Genomic DNA, 13,299 nt, shown 5'->3' on the forward strand with positions numbered 1-13,299 from the left:
GTATGCGGTTGGTGGTTACGATCGGGAGTTGTGGAGTTCCGGGTGCTCGGGCCGGTCGAGTGTTACGCCGACGACGGCGTGCGGCTGGGCCTTGGGCCGCCCAAACAACGAGCGGTGCTCGCGTTGCTCCTCGCGCAACCGGGCCGGGTGCTGTCGGTCGACCGGCTGATCAGCGTGCTGTGGGACGACGCCCCGCCCAAGACGGCGTTGAAGAACCTCCAGGTCTACGTCTACCAACTGCGCAAGATCGTGGGCTCGCGGCTGCTCTCGCGCGCCCCCGGCTACCTGATGTCGATCGACCCGGCCGAGCTCGACCTGACCCGCTTCACCGAGTTGCTCGACGTGGCCCGCCGCGAACGCACACCGCAGGCCTATCGCGAGGCGCTCGCGTTGTGGCGCGGTCCCGCCCTCGCCGACCTGAGCGCGTCCGGGCTGCTGCGCGGAGTCGTGGCGCAGCTGGAGGAACTCCGGCTCGCCGCACGTGTCGAGTGCGCCGAGGCCGAGCTGGACCTGGGCCGGCACGTCGAGATCGGCGCGGACCTCAACGAATGGGTGCGCGAACACCCGTTGCACGAACGCCTGCGCGAGCTGCAGATGATCGCGCTGCACCGCGCGGGCCGGGCCGCTGAGGCGCTCGCCGCCTACCAGGAGTGCCGACGCGTGTTGCAGGACGAACTCGGCGTCGAGCCGGGGGAGTCGTTGCGGCGCCTGCAAGCCGAGATCCTGCGCGCGAAACCCGTTGGGGCGGCGGCGATCCGGCAGCTGCCACCGGACGTCGTCACGTTCGCGGGCCGCTCCCGCGAACTTACCCTGATCAAGAACCAGCTGCGCCAGGACCGGGTCGCGGTGTGCGTGATCACCGGCCAGGCGGGCATCGGCAAGTCGGCGCTGGCGGTGCGGGCGGCGCACGAGATCACCGCGCGCTTCCCCGACGGTCAGCTCTACGCCGACCTCTCCGACGGCGCGTCCGAGCGGGTGCTGAGCCAGTTCCTGCGCGCCCTCGGCGAACGCCCCGGCGACGAGGAAGCCTTGCGCTACCGCTCGCTCACCGCGTCCCGCCGTCTGCTCGTGGTGCTGGACAACGTTGCCACCGCAGGTCAGGTCAAACGCCTGCTCCCGACCGGCCCCGGCTCGGCGGTGCTGATCACCTCGCGCCGCCCGCTGACGTCGTTGCACGGCGCCTCGTACGTCAAACTCGGTGCCCTGCAACTGGAAGACGCCTACCGCCTGCTGGAGGGCGTCGCCGGACGCGTCGAGGACGCCGCCGACCTGGTGCGCTGGTGCGGCGGCCTGCCCCTGGCCCTGCGCATCGCCGGAGCCCGGCTCGCCGCCCGTCCACAGTGGACCGCCCCGCTGCTCGCGGCTCGCCTGGCCGACGAGACCCGCCGCCTCGACGAGCTGCGACTGGGCGACGTCGCGGTCCGCTCGGCGTTCGAGGTCAGCTACGCCGAACTCGGATCCGCTGATGTGGCCAGGGTTTTCCGCCTGCTCGGGCTGCTCGACGGCCCGGACTTCGCGGTCGCCGCCGCCCGCGCCCTGACCGACGTGCCGGACGTCGAGGACCTCCTCGCCGAACTCGCCGACGCGCACCTCGTCGAGGAACCGGTGCCGGGCCGCTACGCCCTGCACGACCTGCTGCGCCTCTTCGCCCGCGAACGCTGCCGCGCCACCGAGACGTCCGAGGAACGCACCCTCGCCCTCGAACGCCTGCACAAGCACTACCTGGAAGCCCTGGCGGACAACCCGACCGACCTCTGGCTCGCCGAGGAACGCGACAACCTCCTCGCCGCCGCCCACCAGGCCTCCCCGGCGGGCGCGGTCGCGTTCGCCGAGGGCCTGTCCTGGTACTTCCGCCGCCGCTCGGAGGTTGCCGACTGGACGGCGCTCAACACGCTGGCACTGGAAGCCGCCCGCACGCTGGGCGACCTGCGAGCAGAAGCGCTGGCACTGAAGGAACTCGGCGCGGCCTGCGAACGGGGCTTCAAGTTCACCGAGGCCCAGCAACACTGGACGGCCGCGCTGGAGCTGGCCCGCGCGTTGCACGACCGGCAGCTGGAAGCCGTGACGCTCAACAACCTCGGCATCGCCCACTGGCGCCGCCGCGACCTGCCCGCCGCCCTGACGTCGCTGGAGGCGTCGCTGACGTTGCGCGAGGAGCTCGACGACGCCCAGGGCGCGGCCTACGTGCGCACCAACCTCGGCCTCGTGCACGCGGCGCTGGGTGATCTCCCGGCCGCATTGGCCTGCTACGAGGAGACTTTGGCGACGTTGCGGGCGTGTGGGGACAGATCCGGCGAGCTGCACGCACTGGCGAACATGGCCGACGCCCACCGCCAGCTCGGGTCCCTGGACCGGGCCCTCGACCTGGCGGACGAGGCGTTGCGGCTGGCCCGGTCGGTGGGGGACCGGCAGATCGAGGCAGGCGTGCTGCTCGACCGCGGGATCGTGCACGAGCTCGCCGGGCGGGTGGCGGACGCCAAGGCCTCGTACGAGGAGGCCGTGGAGTTGTCGCGCCGGATCGGATTTCGTTGGGGAGAGACGGAAGCCGCTCGCAAGCTAGCCGCGTTGGGCTCCTGAGTACCTGCTCGGCGCGAACACTCCGTCCGGGTCCAGCGCGTTCCCGATCCGAGCCTGCAACCTCGTCAACGCACCCGGCCGGTCGACGTCCAGCCGGTGCGGCAGAAACCCCTGCGCCGCAAACGCTTCCCTCATCCGCCCCAACGCCTCCCGCGCCTCGACAACAGCACCGGAGTCGTGCGCCGGGAACGCGAGCGCGATCACGTGGTCGACGGTGTCGAAGTCGTGCACGTTCACCGTGACCGCCGGCAGAGTGGCGCAGCAGTCGCGGATCAGCTTCTCCGTCAACGCCAGCGCCGCGCCGGTGAACGGCACCACCGGCAGGAACATCAGCATCCCCGCCTCGGCGTCCAGCCGGTCCGCCGGGCATCCCATCGTCCGCCGCACGAACCAGGTGTCGGCCGGGTCGGGATCGCCCGCGTACGTCCCCCGCACCGCCGCGTCCACGGCAGGTCCCTCCATCAGCGGCGAATCCGCTGCCACACCACGAAGAACCGAGCTGAGCGCCTCCACGACCTCGCCCGCGCCGCTCAGGCACACGTGCGCGAGGTAGCCGCCGGACTGGGCGGCGACCGGGTTGTAGAGCTTGGTGGTCGGCGGGATCAGGCGCTGCGCCGTCCACTCCCGCAGGGTGTCCACGGCGTCGGCCAGGTCGTCGGAGTCGAAGGTGAACGGCAGCAGCCGCACCTCCTCCGGTCGCGGCAGCAACCGGACGACAGCGGCCGTGACGATCCCGAACGCCGACTGCGTGAACAGGTGCGTGAGCGACGGGCCGAGGCCGTGCGGGCGGGGCGTCGCGGACGCGCCGGGCCACCAGCCGACGTGCTCCACGGAACCGTCCGCCAGCACGACTTCGAGGCCTACGAGGTCCTCGGAGCGGGAGCGGTGGACGCCGAAGCCGCGTTCCAGGGCATTGCCGACGACGCTGGTGTGCATCGAGGACGTGGTGAGGTTGAAGATCCTCGGCTTGCCCCGCAACGACTCCGCCAGCGCGCCCTGCGTCACCCCCGGCTCGATCACGGCGAAGCCGCGGTCGACGTCGATCACGCGCACCCGGTCGAGCCCGGACAGATCGAGCACCACAGCCCCGTCCCGCACCGGCAGACCCGAGCCCAGGCCCCAGTTGTGGCCCTTGCTGAACGGGTGCAACGACCGGCCGGAGCGGACGACGCCGACGACCTCGTCCACGCTCGAAGGCCGGACGACGTCGGTGATCACGCGGGAACGGAAGGCGGCGGGTTGCTCGATGGACACGTCGCGCACGATAAAACGGCCGCCCGCCGGAAACGCCCACGCGCGCGCAGGACTACTCGAACCGGTGAACAAGTGGGGACGGAAGTCGGTAGCCGACTGCCGGAACCGCGGTGAGGATCGGCAGGATGACGAGAATCCTGATCTCGCTGCTGCTCCTCGTGTTCACCCCGGCCACCGCCGACGCCGCCGGCTCGCCCTGCCCGCCGGTGATCACCGGCAACGGCCCGTCGCTGCACCCCGAAGGCGTCGCGTACGACCCGCTGCGCCGTCAGTTCCTCGTCGGGTCCGTCACGCACGGCACCGTGTCGAGGGTCGTCGGCGGCCAGGCCCGCACCCTCGTCGACGACCCGTGGCTGATCACCACGATGGGCCTCGCGGTGGACGCGCGCCGCGGCCGCGTGCTCGTCGCCAACGCCGACCTCGGGCTGGCCGACCGCAGCAAGCCGGAGACCACCAGGGCGTTCGCCGGGCTCGGCATCTACGACCTGCGCACCGGCAAGGCGATCCACCGCGTCACGCTCGCCACCGGCCCCGGCCACTTCGCCAACGACGTCGCGCTCGCCCCGGACGGCACGGCGTTCGTCACCGACTCCATCTCGGGCACCGTCCACCGGGTCACGCCGAACGGCCGCGCCACGCCCCTCGTCCAGCACCCCGACCTCGCGCAGCCGCCGACCGGGGGCTGGGGCCTCAACGGCATCGTGTACGTCGGCGACAAGCTGGTCGCGGCCCTGTCCGGGGCCCGCAAGCTCGCGGTGATCCCGTTGAGCAACCCGCGCGACGTCACTACGGTCACCGCCCCGATCGGTGCGCCCGACGGGCTGCTCGCCTTGGGCCGCAACCGCTTGCTGCTCGTCGACAACACCGCCGCGAACCGGCTCGTCGAGGTGCGCACGCAGGATCGTTGGCAGACGGTGGAAATCGTGAATGAAACCGCCTGGCCGGACAAGGCACCGACCACTCTCGCGCAGACCCCGTGCGGTGTCTACGCGCTGGCGGGCAGGCTGGACGTGTTGCAGTCGGGAGCCCGCAGCGACGAGTTCGTACTCCGAAAGGCCTAGTCTGGCTTTCGTGGAACTGCTGCACCTCAGGTACTTCGTCGCGGTCGCCGAGACGCTGAACTTCTCGGCGGCCGCTCGAAAACTGCACATGGCCGCGTCGCCGTTGAGCCAGCGCATCAAGGACCTGGAGCACGAGCTGGGTCGCCCGCTGTTCGACCGCAGCACCCACCACGTGGCGCTGACGCCCGCCGGCACCGCCCTGCTGCCGATCGCGCGGGACGTCCTCGACCGCGTCGGCTCCATCCGCTGGCGCCTCGACCAGGCCACGAAACCCGACCGCACCACCGTGTTCGTCGGCATGCCCGCAGGCGTCCACCCCGCACTCCGGGAACGCCTCACCGCGCTCGCCGACCAGGTCGCCGACCGCTTCGAGGTCAAGCGCTGGCCCGGCACGACCACGGACCTCGTGGCCGCGGTGAAGGACGGCAGGTTGGCGCTCACCCTGGCGCGGCTCCCGATCCAGGAGGCCTCGCTCGACACCCTGCACGTCATGTCCGAGCGGCTCGGCGCGGTCGTCCCGGCCGACCAGTTCGAAGGGAAGAAATCGGTCAAACTCGCCGATCTCACCGAACTCGCGTACGCGAAGTCACCGGAAGAAATAATGCCAGCCTATTTCGAAATCCTCGACCGGCAACTTGCCGAACTGGGCATCAAAAAGCGCATCCAGCTCAGCAACACCGGCTACCAGGGCACCTCGGAGATCGTCTCGGGCGGCCTCGGGTTCTCCGTCTCGATGCTGGACGAGGACAGCTCCATGCGCGGCTACCAGCTGGAGAACATGGCGATCCTGCCGTTCGAGGACTTCCGCGCGCAGCTCGACACCGGCCTGCTCTGGCGTCGCGACCGGGCCGCAGGCGGCGACCTCGACGACCTCGTCGACGCGGCAAAAGAAATCTTCGCGGAGCCGATAATCAAATAGGGAATGGTGTGACCGCTGTGGTCATACCATTGTTCGCGACATGATCGTTCCCTTTCCGTTCGCCCGGTACTAACTTCGGTGGTGCAGGAAAACGAACAGGTGCGAAAGGACGAACGATGAAGGACATCACCGCCGGTCCGCTGGACGGCGTGCGCGTGATCGACCTCTCGACCGTGGTGATGGGCCCGTACGCGGCCCAGATCCTCGGAGACCTCGGCGCCGACGTGATCAAGATCGAGTCGCCGGTGGACACCGTCCGCAACGGCCGCTACCGCACCACGCCGGGCATGACCGCGTTGAGCCTCAACGTCAACCGCAACAAGCGCAGCGTCGCGCTCAACCTCAAGGACGAGGACGACCGCGAGACCGCGCTCAAGCTGATCGACACGGCCGACGTGCTGATCACCAACATGCGTCCGGGCGCGCTGAGCAGGCTCGGCCTGAACTACGCCGACGTCGCCGCACGCAACCCCGGCCTGGTCTACGCCCACGCCCAGGGCTTCCGCGGCGACTCCGACCGCGCCGGCGTCGCCGCCTACGACGAGACGATCCAGGGCGCGTCCGGCCTGGTCGACATCGCGAACCGCGCCCTCGGCAGGCCCGTCTACCTGCCGACGATCATCGGCGACAAGGTGTCGTCGCTGACCATCGCCTACAGCGTGCTCGCCGCGCTGGTGCACCGGAACAACACGGGTGAAGGCCAGCGCGTCGAGATCCCCATGGCCGACACGATGATCGCGTTCAACCTGGTCGAACACCTCGCCGGGCACGCGTTCGTGCCGGCGGAGGGGCCGACGGGCTTCAACCTCTCGATGGCCAAGGGGCACCACGCCGTGCACACCAAGGACGGCCTCGCGTGCGTCGTCCCGTACAACCCGCAGAACTTCCGCGACTTCTTCGCCGCCGCCGGGAGGCCCGACCTGGTCGAGGACCCGCGCGTCGCCGGTGAGCGCATCGACCCGGACGACAGCGACGACCTGATGGGCCTGGTCGACGAGTGCGCGAACGCACTGTCCACTGAGGAATGGGCCGAGGTGTGCGCGAAGCACAGCATCCCGTTCGGACCGGTGCTGGAACTCGACAGGGCGCACGAGGACCCGTACGTCCGCGACGGCCACCTGCTCGAAGAAGTGCAGCACCCGAGCGAAGGCGCGATCCGTCAGATCGGCATCCCGGTCCGGTTCTCCGCCACGCCCGCCACCGTCCGCCGCCTGGCACCCCTGCCCGGCGCCGACACCCAAGAAGTCCTCAAGGAGTTGGCATGAGCGAGGTTCGCACCGAACGCGTCGGTTCGGCACTGCTGATCACCATCGATCGGCCCGAGGCCCGCAACGCCGTCAACGCGGCCGTCGCGACGCAACTCGCCGCCGCCCTGGACGAACTGGAGACCACCCCCGAACTCCGCGTCGGCGTGCTGACCGGCGCGGGCGGCTCGTTCAGCGCCGGCATGGACCTCAAGGCCGCGCTGAAGGGCGAGTCGCCGGTGGTCGGCGACCGCGGCCTCGGCGGTCTCACCGAGGCGGAACTGAGCAAGCCGCTGATCGCCGCGGTCGAGGGCTTCGCGCTCGGCGGCGGGTTCGAGATGGCACTCGCCTGCGACCTGATCGTCGCCGCGCAGGACGCGAGGTTCGGGTTGCCCGAGGTCAAGCGCGGCCTGATCGCCGCCGCCGGGGGAGTGGTCCGCCTGCCGCAACGGATCCCGCACCACCTCGCGATGGAGATCCTGCTGACCGGCGAACCGATCGACGGCGTCCGCGCGGGCACGCTCGGCATCGCCAACCGGGTCGTGCCGGCCGGTGAGGCCGCCGCGATCGCACTTCAGCTCGCCGAGCAGATCGCGGTGAACGCCCCGCTGGCGCTCGCCGCCGTCAAGGACGTCGTGCGCTCCCAGGACCCCTGGGCCGCGCAACGCATCGCCAGCGCCCGCCTGATGTCCACGGCCGACGTCCGCGAGGGCATGACCGCGTTCGCCGAGCGTCGCGCTCCACAGTGGACAGGACGCTGACATGCTGGGCATCACACCACTCACCGCTCCGGCGTTTCCCGCCGTGCAGCCGAGGTTCTTCGACCGCGAGTACCTCAACATCGTCTACCGGACCGATCCCGAGGCGCTCAGGGCCGTCGTCCCGCAGCCGCTGGAGATCGACGAGCCGCTCGTGCGGTTCGAGGTGATGAAGATGAACGACGTCACCGGTTACGGTCCGTACACCGAGGCCGGGCAGGCGATCCCGGTCGTCCTCGACGGCGAACGCGGCGAGTACCTGCACGCGATGTACCTCGACAGCTTCGCCGCCACCGCGTCCGGCCGCGAGGTCAGCGCGTACCCGAAGGTCATGGGCAAGCCGAGCCTCTACGCCGACAGCGGCGCCCTGGTCGGCACCCTCGACTACGGCACGATCAGGGTCGCCACGGCGACGATGGGTTACAAGCAGTACGAACTGGACACTCGGAAGGCTGAGGCGGAGATCACGGTTCCGACCTTCATGCTGAAGACGATCCCTGACTATGACGGTTCGTTGCGGGTGCAGGAGCTCGTGCGCACGGAGATCACCGACGTCGTGGTCAAGGCCGCGTACACCGGTCCGGCGCGCCTGCAGCTGTTCCAGCACGTCCTCGCGCCGCTCGCCGACCTCCCGGTGCTGGAGGTCGTGTCCGCCAGCCACGTCATCACCGACCTGACGCTCGCTCCCGCCAAGCCGGTCCACAACTACTTGGAGGAAGCGTGAAGACCGCAGTCATCGGTGCCGGAGTCATCGGCCTCTCGTGGGCCCGCCTGTTCGCCGCGCACGGCCACAGCGTCAAGGTGTTCGATCCCCGCCCGGACCTGGCCGTTCCCGAGGGCGTCGAGGTCGCGCGGACCGTCGCCGAAGCCGTGCGGGACGCCGACGTCGTGCAGGAGAACGGCCCGGAGGACCTGGAGTTCAAGAAGACCCTGTTCGCCGAACTGGTCGCGGCAGCGCCGGAGCACGCGTTGCTGCTCAGTTCGTCGTCCGCGATCCCGTCGACCGCGTTCACCCAGGGCATCGACGGCTCGCGTGTCCTCATCGGGCACCCGTTCAACCCGCCGCACGTCCTCCCGCTGGTCGAGGTCGTACCCGGCGAGCAGACCACCGAGGAGTCCGTCGACCGGGCCGTCGAGTTCTACCGCGGCCTCGGCCGCAGCCCGGTCGTGGAACGCCGGGAGATCCCCGGCTTCGTCGGCAACCGCCTGCAGGCCGCGCTCTCCCGCGAGGCCGCCTACCTGGTCGAACAGGGCGTTGTCACGCCGGAGGACCTCGACACGGTCGTAACGAAGTCGCTCGGCCTGCGCTGGGCGACCGTCGGGCCGTTCCTCGGCGCCCACCTCGGTGGCGGCCCCGGCGGCTACCGGCACCTCGCCCAGCACATCGGCAGGTCGATGCAGGGCCTCGAACTCGGCACCCCCGCACAAGATCCGGAACGGCTCATCAAGGCCGTGGAAGACGCTTACGGCTCCTCCACGTACTCGGACCTCGCCGAGACGCGCGACCGCAGGCAACTCGCCGTTCTGACGGCATTGGAGGAGAACTGACATGAACCGCCTCGAAGACCAGCTGACCGCCGACTTCTACAACTACGAGGCGCTGCTCGGCGACGAGGAGCGCAAGATCCTGCTGAACGCCCGCGAGTTCATGACCACCGAGATCAAGCCGCTGGTCAACGAGAACTGGGCCAAGGGCGAGTTCCCGCACGAGCTGATCGGCAAGTTCCGCGGCGCCGGACTCACCGCCCTGTCCTACGAGGGCTACGGCGAGCACCCCGCCGCCGTCAGCAACCTCCTCACCGGCATGCTGGCCATGGAGATGACCCGCACGGACGCGTCGATCGCCACGTTCTTCGGCGTCCACAACGGACTCGCGATGTACTCGATCTACGCGGGCGGCTCGCAGGAGCAGCGCGACCGCTGGCTCCCGGCGATGGCCGCGATGGACAAGATCGGCGCGTTCGCGATGACCGAACCGCTCGGCGGCTCCGACGTCGCGGGCGGCATGCGCACCACGGCCCGGCGCGACGGCGACACGTGGGTGTTGAACGGCGCCAAGAAGTGGATCGGCAACGCCACCTTCGCCGACTACGTGATCGTGTGGGCGCGCGACCTGGAAGACAACCAGGTCAAGGGTTTCGTGGTCGAGAAGGGCACGCCCGGCTTCGTCGCGGAGAAGATCGAGGGCAAGATCGCGTTCCGGATCGTCGAGAACGCCGAGATCACCCTGACCGACGTGCGCGTCGCCGAAGCCAACCGGCTGCAGAACATCAACTCGTTCCGCGACGTCGCCGAGATCCTGCGCGCGACCCGCGGCGGCGTTGCCTGGCAGGCCCTCGGCGTGATGATCGGCGCCTACGAACTGGCCCTGGCCTACGCCAAGGAACGCGAGCAGTTCGGCCGCCCGATCGCGCGGTTCCAGATGGTGCAGGACAAGCTGGTGCAGTCGCTGGGCAACATCACCGCGTCGTGGGGCATGCTCGTGCAGCTCGCCCGGTTGCAGGACGCGGGCATCTTCCAGGACGAGCACTCGTCGCTCGCCAAGGCGTTCGTGACGTCTCGCATGCGCGAGGTCGTCGCCTGGGCTCGGGAGATCTTCGGCGGCAACGGGATCGTGCTCGGCTACGACGTGGCGCGCTTCTTCGCCGACGCCGAGGCGATCTACTCGTTCGAGGGCACCCGCGAGATGAACACGCTGATCGTCGGCAAGGCGATCACCGGCGAGAGCGCCTTCGTGTAGGTCTCAGGCCTCGGGGATCTCGACGACCACGTGCGTCGACTTGATCGAGGCCACCGCGACGCTGCCGACCTCCAGGCCGAGCTCGTCCGCCGACTCCCGGCTCATCAGGGACGTGACGCGGAAGGGCCCGGCCTGCATGTCGACCTGGGCCATCACGCCGTCCTTCAGCACGCGCGTGACGATGCCCTTCATGCGGTTGCGGGCCGACGCGGCCACGGTCGCGCCGGGCTCGACGACCTCGGTCATCTTCTGCGCGAACTCCGCGAGTTCGGTCCCGCTGACGCCTTTGCGTCCGTTGTCCAGGACCACGGACGCGAGGCGGCCCTGGTCGATCCACCGGCGCAGGGTGTCGTCACTGACCCCGAGCAGCACGGCGGCCTCGCTGATCCGCAAATTCGGCACGAAGCGAAGCCTAGCCCCGCGTCTGACCAGGAGCCGGACGGGTACGGTGCCAGGCGCAGGGAACTCTTCAATCCGACAGGTCGTGATGCATGAACGAGTTCAGGGACAACCTCCTCGCCCGCATCGAGCAGGCGGAGGAGGCCACGCGTGTCGCGGCCGAGCAGAAGGACGCGTACGCGGCTGACGTGCACGGAGCCGATCTGGCGAACCTCCGGCGGCTCGCCGCGGAGCACGGAGTGAGCTGAGCGCTCGGGCACCCGGTTCCGCACCGGGTGCCCGATCCTGTTCAGTGCCCTGCGATACCGCGCGGCCGGTAGCCGGACTCCAGCAGCCGCACCTCGTCGTCGGTGAGTTCGAAGTCGACCGCCGCGACCGCGTCGGCCAGCTGGCCCGGCTTGGTCGCGCCGAAGATCGGCGCCGTCACGACCGGGTTGCGTCGCAGCCACGCCAGCCCGACCTGCGCCCGCGACACCTCCCGCGCCGCCGCGATCTCCGCCACCGTCTCGACGATCTCGCGGTCGGAGTCGAGGTACAGGCGCTTGCCGAACTCGTCGGTGTCGGTGCGGGCGGTCGAGGCGTCCCAGTCGCGCACCAGCCTGCCGCGGGCGAGCGGGCTCCACGGGATCACGGCGATGCCCTGGTCCGCGCACAGCGGCAGCATCTCCCGTTCCTCCTCGCGGTAGATGAGGTTGTAGTGGTTCTGCATCGACACGAACCGCGTCCAGCCGTTCTGCCGTTGCGTGAACAACGCCTTGGCGAACTGCCATGCGTACATGGAGGACGCGCCGATGTACCGCGCCTTGCCGGACTTCACGACGTCGTGCAGCGCTTCGAGGGTCTCCTCCAGCGACACGGTCGGGTCGAAGCGGTGGATCTGGTACAGGTCCACGTAGTCGGTGCCGAGCCGGCGCAGCGAGTTGTCGATCTCGGCGAAGATCGCCTTGCGGGACAGGCCGGCGCCGTTCGGGCCCTCGTGCATCCGGTTGTACGCCTTGGTGGCGAGGACGATCTCGTCGCGCCGCGCGAAGTCCTTGAGCGCGCGGCCGGTGATCTCCTCGGACGAGCCGTCCGAGTAGACGTTGGCGGTGTCGAAGAAGTTGATCCCGGCGTCGACCGCGGCCTTGATGAGCGGCCGGGACTCGTCCTCCGGCAACGACCACGGGTGGCCGCCGCGCTTCGGATCTCCGTAACTCATCATGCCGAGACAGATCTCGGACACGTCCATGCCGGCGAGCTTGGTGTACCGCACGGTCAGCCTCTCAAGAAAACGACGATCACGGTCGGGTGATGGTGACGACAGCCCGTTCAACATCAACCTAGTCGCGCTCGCCGGAAGGTGCCTCTCTTTAACACGACAGTGGCGTTCGCGCCTGTTCGTCTGATCAGCAGGTTTAGCGTCGTTCCCCTGGGGTCTCGAGAGGACAGCGCATGACGAGCATCGACGTGGCCGCGCCGCCGCAGGACATGCTGGCCCGCACCCGTGCGGCGGTCGACCCGCTGGTGCGGGCGGCGCTCGACGCGCTGCCGGACGAGACGCGCGAGGTGGTCGAGCACGGCCTGGCGAGCCAGGACTTCTCGGCGGCCGCGCTGGTGCTGCTGTCCGCGGCGGCGTTCGGGGACGCCGACGCGTCGTCGATCGCGGTGGCGCTGGAGTTCGCGCACCTGCACGAACAGCTGCACGCCGGGCTGATGGGCCGCACCGGCGCGCGCGAGGTGTTCGGTGCGGACAGGACGGTCTCGGCGGCGGATGCCTTGCTGTCACTGGCCTGCGCACGTCTCGGCAAGTCCGGCGTGATGATCCTCAACGTCGCCCTCATGTCCGTTGTGGACGGTTATGTCCAGGAGATCGACATGGACGAGGCCGGCGACACGGACATGGCGCAACACCTCGGTGTCGCGGCGGCGAAGCACAGCTCGCTCCCGGCGGCGGCGTGCGAACTCGGTGCCCTGGCGGCGGGAGCGACCGCGAGCCAGGCGGCGCACCTGAGGCAGTTCGGCGACGACATCGGCCTGGCCCGTAAGCACGTGGACGACGTGCGGGGCGTCCACGACGCGCTGGCCGCCGGACGGCGCACGTTGCCGGTCGTGGTGGCGCTCAACGCGGGCGTCGAGATCGACGGACCCGACTCGCACGCGGCGCTGGTGGAGGCGGGCGGGCTGCGGTGGTGCGAGCAGCAGGCCGACCTGCTGCTCGCGCGTGCCCTCAACCACCTCCGGCAGTGCACGCCGAGGGCAACGGCGGCGGACGAGCTGGCGGGACTGGCGAGGAGGGTGACGACGGACCGGTTCATCGCCGTCGTGCCCTCCCAGCCGACCGCAGCCTCCCAGCCGGCCACCCTCTGAC

Annotated in this window: 13 protein-coding genes; 10 read left to right on the forward strand and 3 right to left on the reverse strand. The window is 70.0% G+C overall.

From position 1 onward, the window contains the following. Positions 1 to 30 precede the first annotated feature (30 nt). Complete coding sequence (locus tag JNUCC0626_RS01135; RefSeq protein WP_394617730.1) at positions 31 to 2,577, forward strand: AfsR/SARP family transcriptional regulator; 2,547 nt, start codon at positions 31 to 33, stop codon at positions 2,575 to 2,577. Here the strand turns inward: JNUCC0626_RS01135 and JNUCC0626_RS01140 are convergent. Continuing rightward, on the reverse strand, positions 2,557 to 3,831 hold the full coding sequence (locus tag JNUCC0626_RS01140) for an FAD-binding oxidoreductase (protein ID WP_394617731.1): 1,275 nt from the start codon (positions 3,829 to 3,831) through the stop codon (positions 2,557 to 2,559). The genes JNUCC0626_RS01135 and JNUCC0626_RS01140 overlap by 21 nt on opposite strands. A 125-nt stretch (positions 3,832 to 3,956) precedes the next feature. Here JNUCC0626_RS01140 and JNUCC0626_RS01145 point away from each other — a divergent pair, with 125 nt between their 5' ends. The 7 genes from JNUCC0626_RS01145 to JNUCC0626_RS01175 all read left to right on the forward strand — a co-directional run bounded on the left by JNUCC0626_RS01145 (position 3,957) and on the right by JNUCC0626_RS01175 (position 10,553). Then, positions 3,957 to 4,892, forward strand: coding sequence for a hypothetical protein (locus tag JNUCC0626_RS01145; protein ID WP_394617732.1), 936 nt, complete (start codon positions 3,957 to 3,959; stop codon positions 4,890 to 4,892). A 10-nt stretch (positions 4,893 to 4,902) separates the two neighbouring features. Beyond that, on the forward strand, positions 4,903 to 5,811 hold the full coding sequence (locus JNUCC0626_RS01150) for a LysR family transcriptional regulator (protein WP_394617733.1): 909 nt from the start codon (positions 4,903 to 4,905) through the stop codon (positions 5,809 to 5,811). A gap of 116 nt (positions 5,812 to 5,927) precedes the next feature. Continuing rightward, positions 5,928 to 7,076, forward strand: a complete 1,149-nt coding sequence (locus tag JNUCC0626_RS01155; protein ID WP_394617734.1) for a CaiB/BaiF CoA transferase family protein — start codon at positions 5,928 to 5,930, stop codon at positions 7,074 to 7,076. Next, on the forward strand, positions 7,073 to 7,816 hold the full coding sequence (locus tag JNUCC0626_RS01160) for a crotonase/enoyl-CoA hydratase family protein (RefSeq protein WP_394617735.1): 744 nt from the start codon (positions 7,073 to 7,075) through the stop codon (positions 7,814 to 7,816). Before JNUCC0626_RS01155 ends, JNUCC0626_RS01160 begins: the two co-directional genes overlap by 4 nt. Position 7,817: 1 nt before the next feature. After that, positions 7,818 to 8,537, forward strand: a complete 720-nt coding sequence (locus tag JNUCC0626_RS01165; protein ID WP_394617736.1) for an acetoacetate decarboxylase — start codon at positions 7,818 to 7,820, stop codon at positions 8,535 to 8,537. Next, on the forward strand, positions 8,534 to 9,361 hold the full coding sequence (locus JNUCC0626_RS01170) for a 3-hydroxyacyl-CoA dehydrogenase NAD-binding domain-containing protein (RefSeq protein ID WP_394617737.1): 828 nt from the start codon (positions 8,534 to 8,536) through the stop codon (positions 9,359 to 9,361). Before JNUCC0626_RS01165 ends, JNUCC0626_RS01170 begins: the two co-directional genes overlap by 4 nt. A gap of 1 nt (position 9,362) precedes the next feature. Continuing rightward, on the forward strand, positions 9,363 to 10,553 hold the full coding sequence (locus tag JNUCC0626_RS01175; protein WP_394617738.1) for an acyl-CoA dehydrogenase family protein: 1,191 nt from the start codon (positions 9,363 to 9,365) through the stop codon (positions 10,551 to 10,553). A 3-nt stretch (positions 10,554 to 10,556) separates the two neighbouring features. Here JNUCC0626_RS01175 and JNUCC0626_RS01180 read toward each other — a convergent pair whose 3' ends face one another. Continuing rightward, complete coding sequence (locus JNUCC0626_RS01180) at positions 10,557 to 10,955, reverse strand: TOBE domain-containing protein (RefSeq protein WP_394617739.1); 399 nt, start codon at positions 10,953 to 10,955, stop codon at positions 10,557 to 10,559. Positions 10,956 to 11,044: 89 nt separating this feature from the next. Here JNUCC0626_RS01180 and JNUCC0626_RS01185 point away from each other — a divergent pair, with 89 nt between their 5' ends. Next, entirely contained in the window at positions 11,045 to 11,200 is a 156-nt protein-coding gene (locus JNUCC0626_RS01185) for a hypothetical protein (RefSeq protein ID WP_394617740.1), read from the forward strand. A gap of 41 nt (positions 11,201 to 11,241) precedes the next feature. On the opposite strand, the gene JNUCC0626_RS01190 is transcribed toward JNUCC0626_RS01185, so the two are convergent. Next, positions 11,242 to 12,204, reverse strand: a complete 963-nt coding sequence (locus tag JNUCC0626_RS01190; protein ID WP_394617741.1) for an aldo/keto reductase — start codon at positions 12,202 to 12,204, stop codon at positions 11,242 to 11,244. A gap of 179 nt (positions 12,205 to 12,383) precedes the next feature. Between JNUCC0626_RS01190 and JNUCC0626_RS01195 the strand changes: the two genes are divergently transcribed. Beyond that, positions 12,384 to 13,298 (forward strand): polyprenyl synthetase family protein, encoded by a 915-nt coding sequence (locus JNUCC0626_RS01195; protein ID WP_394617742.1) that lies wholly within the window; start codon positions 12,384 to 12,386, stop codon positions 13,296 to 13,298. The last annotated feature ends 1 nt before the right edge of the window (position 13,299 follow it).

This window comes from Lentzea sp. JNUCC 0626, from assembly GCF_043632865.1.
In the GTDB taxonomy this organism is placed as follows: domain Bacteria; phylum Actinomycetota; class Actinomycetes; order Mycobacteriales; family Pseudonocardiaceae; genus Lentzea.